Source organism: Andreprevotia lacus DSM 23236 (assembly GCF_900176275.1).
Lineage (GTDB): Bacteria > Pseudomonadota > Gammaproteobacteria > Burkholderiales > Chitinibacteraceae > Andreprevotia > Andreprevotia lacus.
Genome location: NZ_FWXD01000005.1, coordinates 79,779 through 93,654, shown reverse-complemented (window position 1 = coordinate 93,654; position 13,876 = coordinate 79,779). Strand labels below are relative to the sequence as shown.

Annotated in this window: 15 protein-coding genes; 9 read left to right on the top strand and 6 right to left on the bottom strand. The window is 62.9% G+C overall.

Translation table 11 applies throughout. From position 1 onward, the window contains the following. Positions 1–29: 29 nt before the first annotated feature. The 3 genes from thiD to B9A19_RS05625 are packed head-to-tail and all read left to right on the top strand — an operon-like array spanning position 30 to position 2,127. Positions 30–929 (top strand): bifunctional hydroxymethylpyrimidine kinase/phosphomethylpyrimidine kinase, encoded by a 900-nt coding sequence (thiD, locus tag B9A19_RS05635; RefSeq protein ID WP_084089753.1) that lies wholly within the window; start codon positions 30–32, stop codon positions 927–929. Then, the gene (gene thiE, locus B9A19_RS05630) at positions 929–1,555 is read left to right on the top strand and encodes a thiamine phosphate synthase (RefSeq protein WP_084089751.1); all 627 of its coding nucleotides are present in this window, start codon (positions 929–931) and stop codon (positions 1,553–1,555) included. The genes thiD and thiE overlap by 1 nt, the downstream gene beginning before the upstream one ends. Next, positions 1,552–2,127: a chloramphenicol phosphotransferase CPT family protein gene (locus B9A19_RS05625; RefSeq protein ID WP_084089750.1), complete on the top strand. Its 576-nt coding sequence runs from the start codon at positions 1,552–1,554 to the stop codon at positions 2,125–2,127. Before thiE ends, B9A19_RS05625 begins: the two co-directional genes overlap by 4 nt. Positions 2,128–2,203: 76 nt before the next feature. Here the strand turns inward: B9A19_RS05625 and B9A19_RS22485 are convergent, their stop codons facing one another. Beyond that, positions 2,204–2,380 carry a hypothetical protein gene (locus B9A19_RS22485; protein WP_176216798.1) on the bottom strand — a complete coding sequence of 59 codons (177 nt, stop codon included), beginning with the start codon at positions 2,378–2,380 and terminating at the stop codon, positions 2,204–2,206. 199 nt (positions 2,381–2,579) lie between these two features. Here B9A19_RS22485 and B9A19_RS05615 point away from each other — a divergent pair, with 199 nt between their 5' ends. Next, entirely contained in the window at positions 2,580–3,083 is a 504-nt protein-coding gene (locus B9A19_RS05615) for a DUF1993 domain-containing protein (protein WP_084089747.1), read from the top strand. Between the two features lie 568 nt (positions 3,084–3,651). Here B9A19_RS05615 and B9A19_RS05610 read toward each other — a convergent pair. The 3 genes from B9A19_RS05610 to B9A19_RS05600 all read right to left on the bottom strand — a co-directional run bounded on the left by B9A19_RS05610 (position 3,652) and on the right by B9A19_RS05600 (position 7,320). Next, on the bottom strand, positions 3,652–4,185 hold the full coding sequence (locus B9A19_RS05610) for a M15 family metallopeptidase (RefSeq protein WP_139798676.1): 534 nt from the start codon (positions 4,183–4,185) through the stop codon (positions 3,652–3,654). Positions 4,186–4,366: 181 nt separating this feature from the next. After that, a complete protein-coding gene (gene parC, locus B9A19_RS05605) occupies positions 4,367–6,766 on the bottom strand; it encodes a DNA topoisomerase IV subunit A (protein ID WP_084089745.1) in 2,400 nt (799 codons plus the stop codon). A 5-nt stretch (positions 6,767–6,771) separates the two neighbouring features. Further along, on the bottom strand, positions 6,772–7,320 hold the full coding sequence (locus B9A19_RS05600; RefSeq protein ID WP_245804281.1) for a nucleoside 2-deoxyribosyltransferase: 549 nt from the start codon (positions 7,318–7,320) through the stop codon (positions 6,772–6,774). Here B9A19_RS05600 and B9A19_RS05595 point away from each other — a divergent pair. Further along, positions 7,319–8,527 carry a methyl-accepting chemotaxis protein gene (locus tag B9A19_RS05595; protein ID WP_084089744.1) on the top strand — a complete coding sequence of 403 codons (1,209 nt, stop codon included), beginning with the start codon at positions 7,319–7,321 and terminating at the stop codon, positions 8,525–8,527. The genes B9A19_RS05600 and B9A19_RS05595 overlap by 2 nt on opposite strands. A gap of 61 nt (positions 8,528–8,588) precedes the next feature. Beyond that, a complete protein-coding gene (locus B9A19_RS05590) occupies positions 8,589–8,990 on the top strand; it encodes a hypothetical protein (RefSeq protein ID WP_084089742.1) in 402 nt (133 codons plus the stop codon). A 33-nt stretch (positions 8,991–9,023) separates the two neighbouring features. On the opposite strand, the gene B9A19_RS05585 is transcribed toward B9A19_RS05590, so the two are convergent. Together B9A19_RS05585 and B9A19_RS05580 are read right to left on the bottom strand one after the other, a co-directional pair. Then, positions 9,024–9,800 carry a substrate-binding periplasmic protein gene (locus B9A19_RS05585; protein ID WP_176216797.1) on the bottom strand — a complete coding sequence of 259 codons (777 nt, stop codon included), beginning with the start codon at positions 9,798–9,800 and terminating at the stop codon, positions 9,024–9,026. 122 nt (positions 9,801–9,922) lie between these two features. Continuing rightward, entirely contained in the window at positions 9,923–11,191 is a 1,269-nt protein-coding gene (locus B9A19_RS05580) for a hypothetical protein (protein ID WP_084089738.1), read from the bottom strand. A 293-nt stretch (positions 11,192–11,484) separates the two neighbouring features. Between B9A19_RS05580 and B9A19_RS05575 the strand changes: the two genes are divergently transcribed. The 3 genes from B9A19_RS05575 (at position 11,485) to B9A19_RS22015 (ending at position 13,850) form a co-directional block, all read left to right on the top strand. Continuing rightward, positions 11,485–12,498 (top strand): sulfate ABC transporter substrate-binding protein, encoded by a 1,014-nt coding sequence (locus B9A19_RS05575; protein WP_084089736.1) that lies wholly within the window; start codon positions 11,485–11,487, stop codon positions 12,496–12,498. 12 nt (positions 12,499–12,510) lie between these two features. Next, a complete protein-coding gene (locus B9A19_RS05570; RefSeq protein ID WP_084089735.1) occupies positions 12,511–13,305 on the top strand; it encodes a type IV pili methyl-accepting chemotaxis transducer N-terminal domain-containing protein in 795 nt (264 codons plus the stop codon). Positions 13,306–13,439: 134 nt separating this feature from the next. Beyond that, positions 13,440–13,850: a hypothetical protein gene (locus B9A19_RS22015; RefSeq protein ID WP_139798674.1), complete on the top strand. Its 411-nt coding sequence runs from the start codon at positions 13,440–13,442 to the stop codon at positions 13,848–13,850. Positions 13,851–13,876 lie beyond the last annotated feature (26 nt).

Here is a 13,876-nt window from a genome sequence, read left to right as displayed (position 1 = left end):
TACTCCAAACCCCATCATTTCTTGCCGGCATGAATCCCACTCCCCCACTCGTACTTGTGTTTGCCGGTAATGATCCATCCGGCGGCACGGGCCTGACGGCAGATATCCTCACCCTGGCGTCGCTGGGTTGCCACGCGCTGCCCGTGGTGACCGCCATTGCCGTGCAGGACAGCGCCGGCCTGCAGGAATTCCAGCCGGTCGAACCGGACTGGCTGGAAGACCAGGCACGGCTGATTCTGGAAGACATGCGCATCGATGCCATCAAGGTCGGCATGGTCGGCAGCGTGGAAAACCTGACCGTGATTGCCGAGATCGCCTCTGATTATCCGGACATCCCCTTGATTCTGGAGCCGGTGCTTTCCACCAGCAACGACAGCGACGAATTCTCCACCGACGAGCTGGTGGGTGCGCTGCGCGAACTGCTGCTGCCGCACACCCTTATCGTTACCCCAAACAGCGTGGAGGCGCGCCGGCTGGGCAGCGACGATGCCGACGAGCAAGTCGAGCTGCCGCTGGATGCCGCCGCGCAACGCCTGCTCAACTGCGGCTGCGAATATGTATTGATTACCGGCACGCACGAAAACACGCCCAAGGTCAGCAATACGCTGTTCAGCGGCAATGGTCGCGTGCGTGCCGATAGCTGGGAACGGCTGCCCGGCAGCTTCCACGGCGCCGGCTGTACGCTGGCCGCCGCCATTGCCGGTGCCATTGCCAGCGGCGTGGAGCTGAGCCAGGCGGTGCGCGATGCGCAGGAATACACCTGGCAGACGCTGAGCAACGGCTTCCGCCCCGGCATGGGCCAGATCATTCCGGACCGCATGTTCTGGGCGCGCCCCAGCGATGAAGACCTGGCTGCCGCAGTCGACGAGGCCGCTGCCGGCGACGATGCACAGCCGGACGATGACGGCAGCAAGGGCACGGTACAGTGATGCACGGCCTGTATGCCATTACGCCCGACTGGGCCGACAGCAAGCGTCTGCTGGCGGCGTGCGATGCAGCGCTGCGTGGCGGTGCCACCATCCTGCAATACCGCAACAAACTGGCTACACCGGCGCAGGCGCTGGAGCAGGCCAGCGCGCTGCGGGCACTGACCAGCAATCACGGCGCCAGCCTGATCATCAACGATGATCTTGCACTGGCGCTAGCCGTCGATGCCGACGGTGTGCACCTGGGCGGCGATGATGGCGATCTGGCCGCTGCGCGTGCGCAGTTGCCGGCCGGAAAAATTCTCGGTGCATCGTGCTACAACCAGCTGGCGCTGGCGCAGCAAGCTGTGGCGGCCGGTGCCGATTACGTGGCATTTGGCGCGGTGTTTGCATCCGGCACCAAGCCGTTGGCGGTGCGTGCCGAGCTGACCTTGTTTGCGCAGGCGCGCGCGCTGGGCGTGCCGGCGGTGGCCATCGGCGGTATCGACACCGCCAATGCCGCACAGGTGGTTGAGGCCGGTGCTGATTGCATAGCGGTAATCGGTGCGCTGTTTGGCGCTGATGATATTGAAGCGCGTGCACGGCAGCTGGCCGGCATGTTTCACGTGAAACAACTGGAGCGAGCATGAGTTTGCCGCAGGTGATCATCCTTAATGGCAACAGCTCGTCCGGCAAGACCTCGCTGGCGCACGCGCTGCAGGAAAAGTTGCCCGAGCAATATCTGAACTTCAGCATCGACAGCGTGCTGTATGCGCTGCCGCCCAGCGATCTGCACAAGATGCAGCGTGGCGAAGTCATCGAGCGCAGCGGTTATCACTGGCCATCGCTGGTGCGTGGTTATCACTACGCACTACCCGGCCTGCTGCAAGCCGGGCTCAAACTCATCATCGACAATGCGTGGTGTGATATTGAAGAGAAGCGCGAATTGCTGACCGAGCTGGCTGGCTATCACCAGGCACTGATCGGCGTGCATTGCTCACTTGAAGTCGCCTTGGCACGCGAGCAGCAACGCGGCGACCGCGCAGCAGGCCTCGCCGCCTGGGAACACCCGCGCGTGCACGAGCGGATGATTTACGATTTTGAAGTGAACAGCGATGACAGCACGCCAGCGCAATCGGCCGATGCGATTGCGGCCTGGTTGTTGCAACAGCCGTCGTTGAGCGGCGCGATGGAAACGCTGGATGCCTTGAATCTGGGCTGAGCGCGTTGCTCCACCGGCAACCCGGCCTTGCCGGATTCGTGCTGCAGGTGGGGAAGCCTGACTGCGGGGCAGATGCCTAGAAACGGACTTTGCGTTTGCGGTTGAGCAAGCGTTCACGCAGTTGTTCGATGGCGGGCATGCTGTCTGCACGTGCCAGTTCTTTTTCGCCCTGCACCCCTACGGCATACAAGCCGTAGCGCAGGGTTTGTGGTGAAGTTGTGGTGCTCCACACGGGATGGATGGCCAAACGCATATTGTTATCCTCCGGAGCGTAATATCGGAAGCGGTTCACAATCTTTGCTTGCTGCAAGCTTGAACAATTTCCGCACGCCCTGATTTCAATATCGGGTCGTTTCTGACAAAAGATCAAGCCGCCCGTCGGCGAAACCCGGTGCCATATCGTTTGAACCGGGTATGCCCCATCCCTCTGCCCCCTATCAGGAGTTGCAACGATGAGTCTGTCCCACCACCAGATCGCCCTGCCCACCTACATCCGCATGCTGGGCAATCTGTCTGCCTTCATCGACAAGGCACTGGAATTCTGTAGCGCCGGCAAGATCGACGAAACCGTGCTGCTGCAAACCCGCCTCTACCCCAATATGCTGCCGTTGGTGAAGCAGTTCCAGATTGCCACCGACCAGGCCAAGGGCTCGATCGCGCGGCTGTCGGGCATTGCTGCGCCCAAATTTGCCGATGACGAAACCACCTTCGCGCAATTGAAGGCACGCATTGCCACCACGCTGGACTACCTGAACGGCATTCCGGCCGATGCGCTGGGCGAGGTCAAGGGCAAGGAAGTCGTGCTGCCGTGGATGCAGGACCACCCGCTGGAAGGCGAGTTCTATCTGCTGCACTTTGCCATCCCGAATGTGTATTTCCATGTCTCGACCACCTACGCCATCCTGCGCCATGTGGGCGTGCCGCTGGGCAAGAATGACTTCATTGGCGAGCTTTGAGGGGAGTGCCTTTGGGTTCCGGCAAAAGATCGTAGCTGATCGACTGTCACGAAGAACCCGGCCAAGCCGGGTTCCAGCGGCTAGTGGCGAGTGAGACAGCGGTGCTCTCCTGTTTGACACCCCCGCCCTCGCCGTCGCGAGCGAGCCTCGTTGAGGCTCGTCAGTGGCATGGAACACGCATCGTAAAATCGGCACCAACAGGTGCCGTTTTCAATTGCTCAGCCGCGTAGGGCGCATTAGCGTAGCGTAATGCGCCGTAGCCGTTGCATTGGACGTGGCGCAACGCGCTGCGCTTGTTGCACCCTACGCGTCAGTGGTGCTTTACCAAGCGCCCGGCACGGCCGGGCATCCTGTGCAATTGTGAACGGTAGGCCAGCTCGCCCCTTGTGTGATCCCGCACCACTCTCCCCGTCGTGGAGGAGCAATCAGTGAGCCCAACCCGCGTAGGGCGCATTAGCGTAGCGTAATGCGCCGTAGCCGTTGCATTGGAAGTGGCGCAACGCGCTGCGCTTGTTGCACCCTACGCGCCGGCATGCAAAACGGCACCATCTGGTGCCGTTTCTTATTGCTACGCCCGATAACACCAATGCCACGGCTCGTAGACATAGCCGTAGCAATTACCCTCGGGGAAGGACAGCGTAAAGCCGAAACGGGCTGCATGGGCATTCAGCCATACAAAGGCATTGGTCTCTGCAAAGCCGATCTCGGCCACCGGGCCGCCCGGGGTGTAAATATCCACCGCGCGCCCGGTGTGGTGTTCGCTGCAACCGGGTGGCGCCAGCACCTGCAGGATGGCGTCAATGGTATTGCCGTTGTCGAGCTTGCGGCGGATCAGCTCGGCCTGCCGCGCGCTGCTGCGATAGGCCGAGGCAATGCGCAGCACGATGTCCTCACCAGCTGCCGCAGCCTGCATGGCCTGCCACGCTTGCGCAGCAGCCGGAGTGAGTTGCCACACGCGCCCGTCGTCGCCGGTTTCGGCATCGACCAGCGTTTCGGCCTCGTCGAACACCAACAGGCGCTTGGCGGTGAGGATGTCCGGGGCGATGCCCAGCTCATCCCACACCGCCTGCAGCTCGGATGGTAGACGCGTGAATTGATACACGGCGTTCAATCTGTGCCACTGACGAGCATCAGCGAGGCTCCCTTGCGGCGGCAAGGGTGGGGGGAATGGAATGGCACAGGGAGGGCCGGTGTTGCGCTTGCCAGTGCCGGCAAGAACCCGGCTTGGCCGGGTTCTTGATGCCGATGAAACATGACTAACGGTTGTGTATACACACAGGCACTCAAAATCCCGGGAACTTCAACCCGGCGTTGATCGGCTTGCCCTTGCGGGCGCGCTTGCCGACATAGGGCGCCATTTCGTTGGCGTCCAGCTTCAGCTCGGTGCTCTTGCCGCCGCGGCCGGTGCCGGTGAGGCGCAGCGTTTCGCCGTCGCAGACGGTGATGGCGGCCAGTGTGTCCTTGTCGTCCAGCGCCATGGTTTGCACGCCCTTGCCGCCGCCGGCCAGTTGCTTGAACTCGGCCAGCGGGAACAGATGCAGCTTGCCGGCCTTGGACAGGCACGCCACCAGCGATGTTTCACGTGAAACAAAGCTGGAAATCTTCAGCAGCGTTTCACCTGCCTCGACGGTGATGAAGGCCTTGCCGGCCTTCTGGCGCGACAGCAGGTTGTCGAACTGGCAGACAAAGCCATAGCCCGCCGAGTTGGCAATCACCAGCTTGTCGCTGCCCTGCCCGGTCAGCATTTGCACGATACGCGTCTTGGCCACCAGCTCGATCAGGGTGGTGACCGGCACGCCGTCGCCACGCCCGCCCGGCACTACCGCTGCCTGGATGGTGTAAACGCGACCATCGCTGCCTACCAGCGCCACCTGGTCTACGGTGCGGCATTCAATCACCGAATGCAGCGCATCACCGTCCTTGAAGCCGAGATTCTGCACATCGATGCCATGGCCCTGGCGTGAGCGCAGCCAGCCCTTTTCCGACAGGATCAGCGTGGTTGGCTCGTCCACCACCGCGACCTCGACCGAGGCACGCTCGGCTTCTTCCACCAGCGTGCGGCGCGGGTCGGCAAACTTTTTCCGGTCGGCTTCGATTTCCTTGATGATCAGCTTGGTCATCGCGCCACGGTTGGCCAGCAGGTGTTCCAGCTCTTCCTTCTCGCCACGCAGCTCGGCCAGCTCCTGCTCGATCTTGATGCCTTCCAGCCGCGCCAGCTGGCGCAGGCGGATTTCGAGGATGTCTTCGGCTTGCCGGTCAGACAGGTTGAAGCGTGCGATCAGCGCCGGCTTGGGCTCGTCGCTCTCGCGGATGATGCGGATCACTTCGTCGATATTCAGGAAGACGATGTGGCGGCCTTCCAGAATGTGGATGCGGTCGTTCACCTGACCCAGGCGGTGCTCGGTACGGCGCGTGACGGTATCGAAACGGAACGACACCCACTCGGCCAGCAGCGCCTTGAGCGACTTCTGCCCCGGCCGGCCATCGCGGCCTATCATCACGAAGTTGAGCGACAGGCCGGTTTCCAGCGAGGTATGCGCCAGCAGCAGATTCATCAGCTCGTCGGGGTTCTGGCGCGACGACTTGGGTTCGAACACCAGTCGCACGGCCTGCTCGCGGCCCGATTCATCGCGCACGCGATCGAGCACCGACAGGATCAGTTGCTTGGTTTGTTGCTGTTCTTGCGTGAGCGCCTTCTTGCCCTTCTTGACCTTGGGGTTGGTCAGCTCTTCGATTTCTTCCAGCACCTTTTGGCTGGAAGCACCCTGCGGCAGCTCGGTCACCACCATTTGCCACTGGCCGCGCGCCAGGTCTTCTTTCTCCCAGCGGGCGCGTACTTTCAGGCTGCCACGGCCGGTTTCATAGGCGTTCTGGATATCGCGGCGCGCCGAAATGATCTGCCCACCGCCCGGCAGATCCGGCCCCTGGATGTATTGCATCAGGCCGGCGGTATCCAGCTCGGGGTTCTTGATCAGCGCCACGGCGGCGTCGGCCACTTCGCCCAGATTGTGCGATGGCATTTCGGTGGCCATGCCGACCGCAATGCCCGATGCGCCGTTGAGCAAGAGCATGGGCAGGCGGGCCGGCAGCAGCACCGGTTCTTCAAACGCGCCATCGTAGTTGGGGATGAAATCGGCCGTGCCCATCTTGAGCTCGGACAGCAGCAGCTCGGCAATCGGCGTCAGCCGTGCTTCGGTGTAGCGCATGGCGGCGGCGCCGTCGCCATCACGGCTGCCGAAGTTGCCCTGCCCGTCGATCAGCGGATAGCGCAGCGAGAAATCCTGCGCAATGCGCACCAGCGCGTCGTAGGCCGACTGGTCGCCGTGCGGGTGGTACTTACCCAGCACTTCACCGACGATACGTGCCGACTTCACCGGCTTGGCCGACGACACCAGCCCCAGCTCGTGCATGGTGAACAGCACGCGGCGCTGCACCGGCTTCTGGCCGTCTTCCACCTGCGGCAGGGCGCGGCTCTTTACCACGCTCATCGCGTATTCGAGGTAGCTCTTTTCGGCATACAGGCCGAGCTGCACCGATTCGCCATCGTCCGGCGCGGTGGCCGATGCCTGGGCAGCCACAAAGCGGCCACCGCCGCCCTGCCCTGCCGCCGGCTCGGGCGCGGCGTCTTCGGCGTTGTTGTCTTCGGGGCTGTCGAGTTCGAGCAGGTCTTGATCTTGGCTCATTGCATTCACTTCAAAAGGCTAGCTGCAGATTGTAGCGAGCCGGATGTTTCACGTGAAACCTTATCGAGTTCCAGCAGTGCAGATTCCGGCTCGTCGGCATACACCACACCTGCGGCAGCTTGCCACAGCATCAGGTTGAGCGGTGCGCCAAAGTCCTCCACCTGCAGCCCGTCGGCATCGGTGGCGGCGCCGATGCGGCTGCGCATATCCTGCCCGGCCAGCGCCGCCGGCAGCCACAGCCACACCGGCTTGCCCAGCGCATGCGCATAGCCGATCTCGAAGGCGGTACCGCTGTCCGGCTCGCTGCCGCTGCGGAACGCCCGCACGTCGGCCAGCACCGCATCGGCCGCGTGGATCAGCGCGCAGTTGCCGGCAAATATCTGCTGCGCCTGTTCGGCCTTGCTGGCCGCGCTGATGGCGTTATCCAGCGGGTATAGACCCTGCCAGCCATGTGCCTGGCAGGCCGCCTGCAGGCGTGCACCCCATGCCACGGCATCGGCGCGGAATACGCCCGGCCCGGCCAGATACAGCGTGCGGATAAACTCGGTTGTCATGGATTTCCACCGGCAAGAAGGGGCAGGCATCCACTATACTGACACGCAGAAAAACGGCCAGCAGGGTTTTGTTGGCAGGGCCAAGCGGGAGGAGCGCGTGTCGCGCAACCAGAAAGATCATCGCCAGTCACTTGAAGCTCAGCTGCGTGAGCTGCAGGACGAAGTCGGCCGCCTGCAGGCGCAGGTGGCGCGGCACGACCGCGATACGCACTTCCTGGAAATGCTGGACCGCCAGCTCAACGCCCACCTCATGCTGGTGAACAACCAGTATCGCGCCGTGTTTGCCCAGCTCAGCCAGAGCGATGCCAGCTTTGCGCAACTGCAGCTCAGCCAGACCGGCGTGCAGCAGGCCTTTGCCGGCGAGCTGGCCGCCGCCCGGCAAACTGGTGAGCTGGCGCAGGCCGGCGCCGCGCAGGTGCACGAGCTGGCGCAGCAACTGCTGGCGCTGGCACAGACCGCACAGCAATCGGCCCACGCCATCGACGAGCTGGATGGCCGCTCTGCCGCCATCGTCAATTTCGTTGAAGTGATCCAGAGCATTGCCAAGCAGACCAATCTGCTGGCGCTCAACGCCGCCATCGAGGCTGCCCGCGCCGGCGAAGCCGGCCGGGGCTTTGCCGTGGTGGCCGATGAAGTGCGCAAGCTGGCCGAGAACACCAACAGCGCCGCCGGCGAAATTTCCGCCATCATCGCCGCCATCCGCGACGGCACGCAGGCTGCGCGCGCCACCATGCAAACGCTGGCCGAAGCCGCCGGCCAGCACGGCGAGGCCGGCGAGCATGCCGCCAGCAGCGTGGCTGCCGTGGGCGACAGCGCCGCGCAACTGCAGGCCAGCCTGCAACGGCACGACGTGCTGCAGCGGGTAGAGCTGGGCAAGCAGGAAGTACAGCGCTTCAAATCCCGCGTTTACCTGCGCCTGCTGGGCGACGGCGATCTGGGCAGCGAAGCTGCGTTGACCGCACTGGCGCAAGGCGAATTCGGTGCCTGGCTGGCCGACCCCGACATCAAGGCCCGCGTGGGCAAACTGCGCAGCTTTGCCGCACTGGGCAAGGCACTGCAAGCCACCGGCCGCGCCGCCAGCGACGCCATCCGCGCGTTCGAAAACCGCTCGCTCGATGCCGCCGGTGTGGCGGTAGGTCAGATGGAGAGCGCCAGTCAGGAGGCGCTGGCGGCGTATGAGGGGCTGGCTGGGGAGTTGGCGGGGTGACTGCCAAAAGCCGTATATCCAGCAGCGCTGCAGGTCAAAACTTTACGCTGGGTACGAACTGATGAGTACCGAATCCGTATCCACACAGCTGGTGGATCAGCGCGTGCGTAACCGCATCATCGAATACCTTGCGATGCTCGCCACCCATGAAAGCGACCCGCTGGCATGGGACCTCGCCGAAACAATCAATCAGTGGGAGGACTGGGTGCACTCCCCTGCTGGTGAAGATCAGTTTCTTTGCCCGACCTACTCGCCAGACGAATGCGCGCACCTTGTGGCTGTCGACAAGGCATGGTCGGCATTTGCCGATGCGACGCCGGTATTGCTTGGAGATGATGCGGCCGAAATGCAGCGGCCGGAGTGGCGGGTGCTGGTGCTGGCGGCCTGCGCTGCGCTGGAGGTAATGATGCAGCGGGGCCGCTTGCCGGAAGATCACCAAGCGCACGGCAGCGTCGGGGCTTGAGGCTGGCCCTTGTACTTGCTATGGCTGTGGCCATCAATTCACCGGCCCCCGCCGGCCCGCCAACGCAATCCCGTGTTTTTTCGCCAGCCTGGCCAGCGTGCCGTCGTCGCGCAGTTTGCGCAGGCCGTCGTTGAAGGCGGCGACCAAGAGCGGGTAATCCGGCACGTTTCGGGAAAAGCCCACATACAGCGCATTGGTCTGCACCGGTGGCTGCAGCGCGGTGATTTGCGGGTAATAGTCGGGGTAGCTGGTGCGCAGGATATAGGTGGTGACGTCTTCCGGCCCCACGATCAGGTCGACGCGCGCTGCCATCAGCATCTTGATGCACATTTCGCGGTTGCTGACCTGCTCCTTGTGCAGCATCCTGGCTTCGTCGAATTCCTTGCCGTGCGCCGCGCCGCGTACCACACAGATTTTGTATTTCTCCAGGTCTTCCAGCGAGCGGTAGCTGATGGCGCTGTCCTTGCGCGCAAACAGTACGTCCTGCACCGAGGTGACCGGGTCGGAAAAGGCCAGGAATTCCTCGCGCTCGCTGGTGTGGTATGCCCCCAGCAAGGCGGTGGCTTCGCCCGTCTTCACCAGCAACAATGCGCGCGCCCAGGGTACGAATTTAACGTCAAGCTTGTAGCCGGACCGGGCCAGCGCCTCTTGCGTCAGCTCCACCAGAAAGCCCTGCTGCGGCAGATCCGGGCCCATATAGGGCTGCCATGGCTCGGCGACGGCCGTGACCCGGAGTTCGGCACGGGCCGTTACGGGTGGCAGCAGCGCCGCCATCAGCAGCATCATCCATCCGACTAGCCGGCCGTTCATGCCACCTCCACAAGGGCATTGCGTTGCCATTATAGGTGGCTGGAGCCGCTGGTCATTGCCGGTGTGGCCGGCTGCGCTGTTGCGCTTGTCCGGGCCAGGGCTTTGCAATCACCTCGGCACAACTAGCAGCCCTGCGCCTGTTCGCTTTGCAGCCGGCGGAAGTGGGCCTCGGTATCGTCAAAGAGCCAGTAGCGGGTAAAGCTGTTGTTGTAGTGCGGCTGGTGCTCGATCTTCACACCGATCTTGCCGTCGATCAGGCCCACGGACAGCGCAAACTGGCCGTCATCCGGCGGCGCGGCCTGCATCAGCACCTGGCTTTTGCCGCGAAATGTCACCCGCACCAGCACGCTGCCGTCCCAGCTGAAATCGCTTGTTGTCGATACGGCTTCATTCTGGGTGCGCGGCAGGTGTTCAAGGGTGACGCGTATGGTTTCGCCATTGAGCTTGAACTGGCGATCCGTGAGCACTTTGGGCAGTGGTTCGGCGGCGGCATCAGGCAGCAACAGCCGCCAGGCCTGGTCGCCGAGCGAGAAATTGCCCATGCCGACGAATTTGATCGGCCCCGGCACGGGCCGGCTTTTGTGCCACTGCATGATATTGCTGCCTGGCTCGACCCCGGACGAGAAGTAGCTGGCCGGATGATCCGGATCGTAATAGGCGGTTGCCAGCATGGGTGATACCACCAGCACATAGTCGGCCTCGCCGGTCACCCAGGTGCGCCGGACCAGCGCATCGGGTTGACCATCGTTGTTCATGTCGCCCAGCCAGAGCAGTTCCTGCCTGGCAAAGGCCATGCCGTTGGCGGGCGGCAGCAGCAGTGTGGGTTTGGCGCTCGGTGCATCCGGGGTGGCGGTGACTCGCAGCGAGCCGGCCAGCAATTTGCCGTCGGGCCGTTTTTTGTGAGCAACTGCAAAGTGCCATGTGCGCCCTGCCAGCTCGCCGCTGGCTGCCCAGCCCTCGCGCAGCGTATCGGGCGCGACGCTGCCGGCAAACTGGCCGGTTGGCAGTGGCGCCGCTTTCCCGGTTTCCTGTTCCACCCGCAGCAGCAGCAACGCATCCGGCGGGGATTTCACCGTCAAGCCGCCTGGCTTGGGCGGGCGCTGCAGTGGCTTGCCGGCCAGCAACTGGTCTGCCCGCTTGCCCGAGACCTGCAACGTGTCCGACGGCACGGCTGACTCGGCTGGCGTCACGTTCAGCACACCGTCTGTGATGGACAGCGCATACCAGCCAGTCAGCGCATGCTTGTCGTTCTGCGCTGCCGCAGCCAGCGTGCTGCCGGGCAGCGCCAGCTGCAGTGATCCGTCTGCAGCCTGGCTGCTTTGTGCAGCCAGGGTGGCAAGCAGCAGCCCGCAACAGGTGGCCCGTAAAACATGGCGGTGCAGATAAGGCATGTTGTTTCCTGATGGATGGCGCGCTGTGGGTACTGAACCCCGCTGGCAAGCCGGTCACTGCCCCGGTTGATCGGTTTGGGCTTGCTTCATGATACTGGCGTTTTTTCCGGCCGCTACGTGCAATAGTTGGCACTGAGGTCATCCCGATGGCCAGCAAGCTGGCCAGCCGGTGGTGTGGATGGCTGCTCATCTTTTATAACCAATGGATAAATGCAATAAATGTATCAATCTTTTTGGATATATAAATCGCTGGGCATAATTGCGCACTTTTCTTCCTTTCGTGGATTTGTGCGATGTCTTACCAACTGAATGGCTTGTTTGCAGCGGGATTGATCGTCAGCGTACTGGGTGCGGGCGTGGCGCATGCCGATACCACCTTGCTCAATGTCTCGTATGACCCCACGCGCGATCTGTATCAGGACATCGACAAGGCCTTTGCCGCCAAGTGGAAGAAAGACACCGGCGAAACCGTCACCATCAAGCAATCGCACGGTGGCTCGGGCAAGCAATCGCTGGCGGTGATAGATGGCTCGCAGCAGGCCGATGTGGTCACGCTGGGGCTGGCGCCGGATATCGACGATATCGCCGCCAGAACAAAGCTGCTGCCGGCGCACTGGCAGCAGCGCTTGCCGCTCAACAGCACGCCGTATTTCTCCACCGTGGTGTTTCTGGTGCGTAAGGGCAACCCCAAGGCCATCAAGGATTGGGGCGATCTGATCAAGCCGGGTGTGCAGGTTGTCACCCCCAACCCGAAAACATCGGCCGGTGGGCGCTGGAACTACCTGGCCGGCTGGGCATGGGCGCTGAAGCAGCCGGGCGGCTCGCAGCAAAAGGCCCGCGCCTATATCACCGAGCTGTACAAGCATGCGCCGGTGCTTGATTCGGGCGCGCGTGGTTCCACCACCACCTTTGTCGAACGGGGCCTGGGTGATGTGCTGCTGGCGTGGGAGAACGAAGCCCTGCTGGCGCTCAAGGAACTGGGGCCGGACGAATACGAAATCATCACGCCGCGCAGCAGCATTCTGGCCGAACCGCCCGTGGCGCTGGTGGACCGCAATGCCGATCAGCACGGCACCCGCAAGGTGGCCGAGGCCTACCTCAAGTTCCTCTACACCCCTGCTGCGCAAGACATCATCGGCCAGAACTACTACCGCCCTACCGAGCCGCGCGCTGCCGCAAAGTACGCCAGGCAATACACCAGGGTGGCGCTGTTCACGGTGAAGGATGTGTTCGGCAGCTGGCCGCAAGCCGTTGCCACCCACTTTGCCGATGGTGCGCTGTTCGATCAGATCCACCCTGCCAAATAAGCGGGCCGGATCATGACGCACACTTTGCAAGCACGCGGCCGGCAGCGGCCGCTGCGCCAGGCCTTTGCCGCCCTGCTGGGCGCGCTGGCACTGGCCGTCGTGGCCGCACCGGCACAAGCCAAGGCCATCAGCGCGCAAGACATCAACAACGCCGCCCAGCTGCGCATGCTGGCGCAGCGCACGGCCAAGCTATCGCTGCAGATACGGCTGGGCGTGCGCAGCAGTGACGCCACCGCCAAGCTGTCGGACAGCGTGCGCCAGTTTGATACGCTGCTGGGCCAGCTCAGCCGCATCAGCGGCGACAACAAGCAACTGGCGCGCTCGCTCGATGCCGTGGCCTACAACTGGGACGTGCTGAAAACCCAGCTGATGAGCCGCGACCCGGACAAGATCAATCAGGCGAGCGAAGAGCTCACCATGACCATACTGCGTGCCTCGCGCACCCTGGAGGGTGAAGCCGGCAAGAGCAGCGGCCGGCTGGTATCGCTGGCCGTACAGCAAAACACGCTGTCGCAACGCATGGCCAAGCTGTATTTCCTCAAGCAGCTGGGCCGCCAGACCCAGCCCGAAGTGGAAGTCACCCGCGTACGCTTTGGCACCGCCTTCCAGCAACTGGTTGCCGCGCCGGAGAACACCCACTACTCACTCGGCCTGCTGGCGCTGGCCAAAGACCAGTGGTTTTTCTATGAACAGGCGCTGAAAGCACCGCAGAGCAACAGCGCGGTGTATCTGGAAAACGTCGCCACCACCTCCGAGCGCATCAGCGAGACCATGGACGGGGTGATTGCGCAGTACAGCAAGTTGTGAGGGGGATTCTACGGCCAGCTTTTCAGGCAGCAAGGCGGTCTTTTCGCTGCGGCGATCAGCAACGTCCAGAGTAAGATGCTGCCAAGTGAATCACGGTTGGGCATCATCCCTTTTGCCGTCATGCTGGTGTGTACATGTCTGAACGAGCCATCGCATATCCCTTTGTCCCAAAGTCCACCCGGCCGCTCAAGCGCGGTCAGTTCTGGTCGATTCCGCTGGCATCCGGGCTGTTCGGTGCGGGCTGCGTGGTAGGCCGGGAGTCAGGTGAAGGTAAACCAAGCCGGCGATCGTTTGTTGCCGGTGTGGTTTGCTGGCTTGGCACTCGTGAGCCAACCGCAGCAGATCTTGAGGGCCTTCCTCTGCTCCGCTTTGCATTCGCCCATCTCAAAGTGATCACGGAGTCAGGCGGTCTCATCCTTGGCGAGGCAAATCTGCAGTTTGGCGAGGCGCCGGAGGCAGCTGAGGCTTTGTCGCTATCGACATGGGGCTATGGCGTTCCCCGAGTCCTTGCAGAAAAGCTGGCGATGAATGCCGTTACGCAGTGACGACCCAAGCGGTGGCCTAGTCGTGG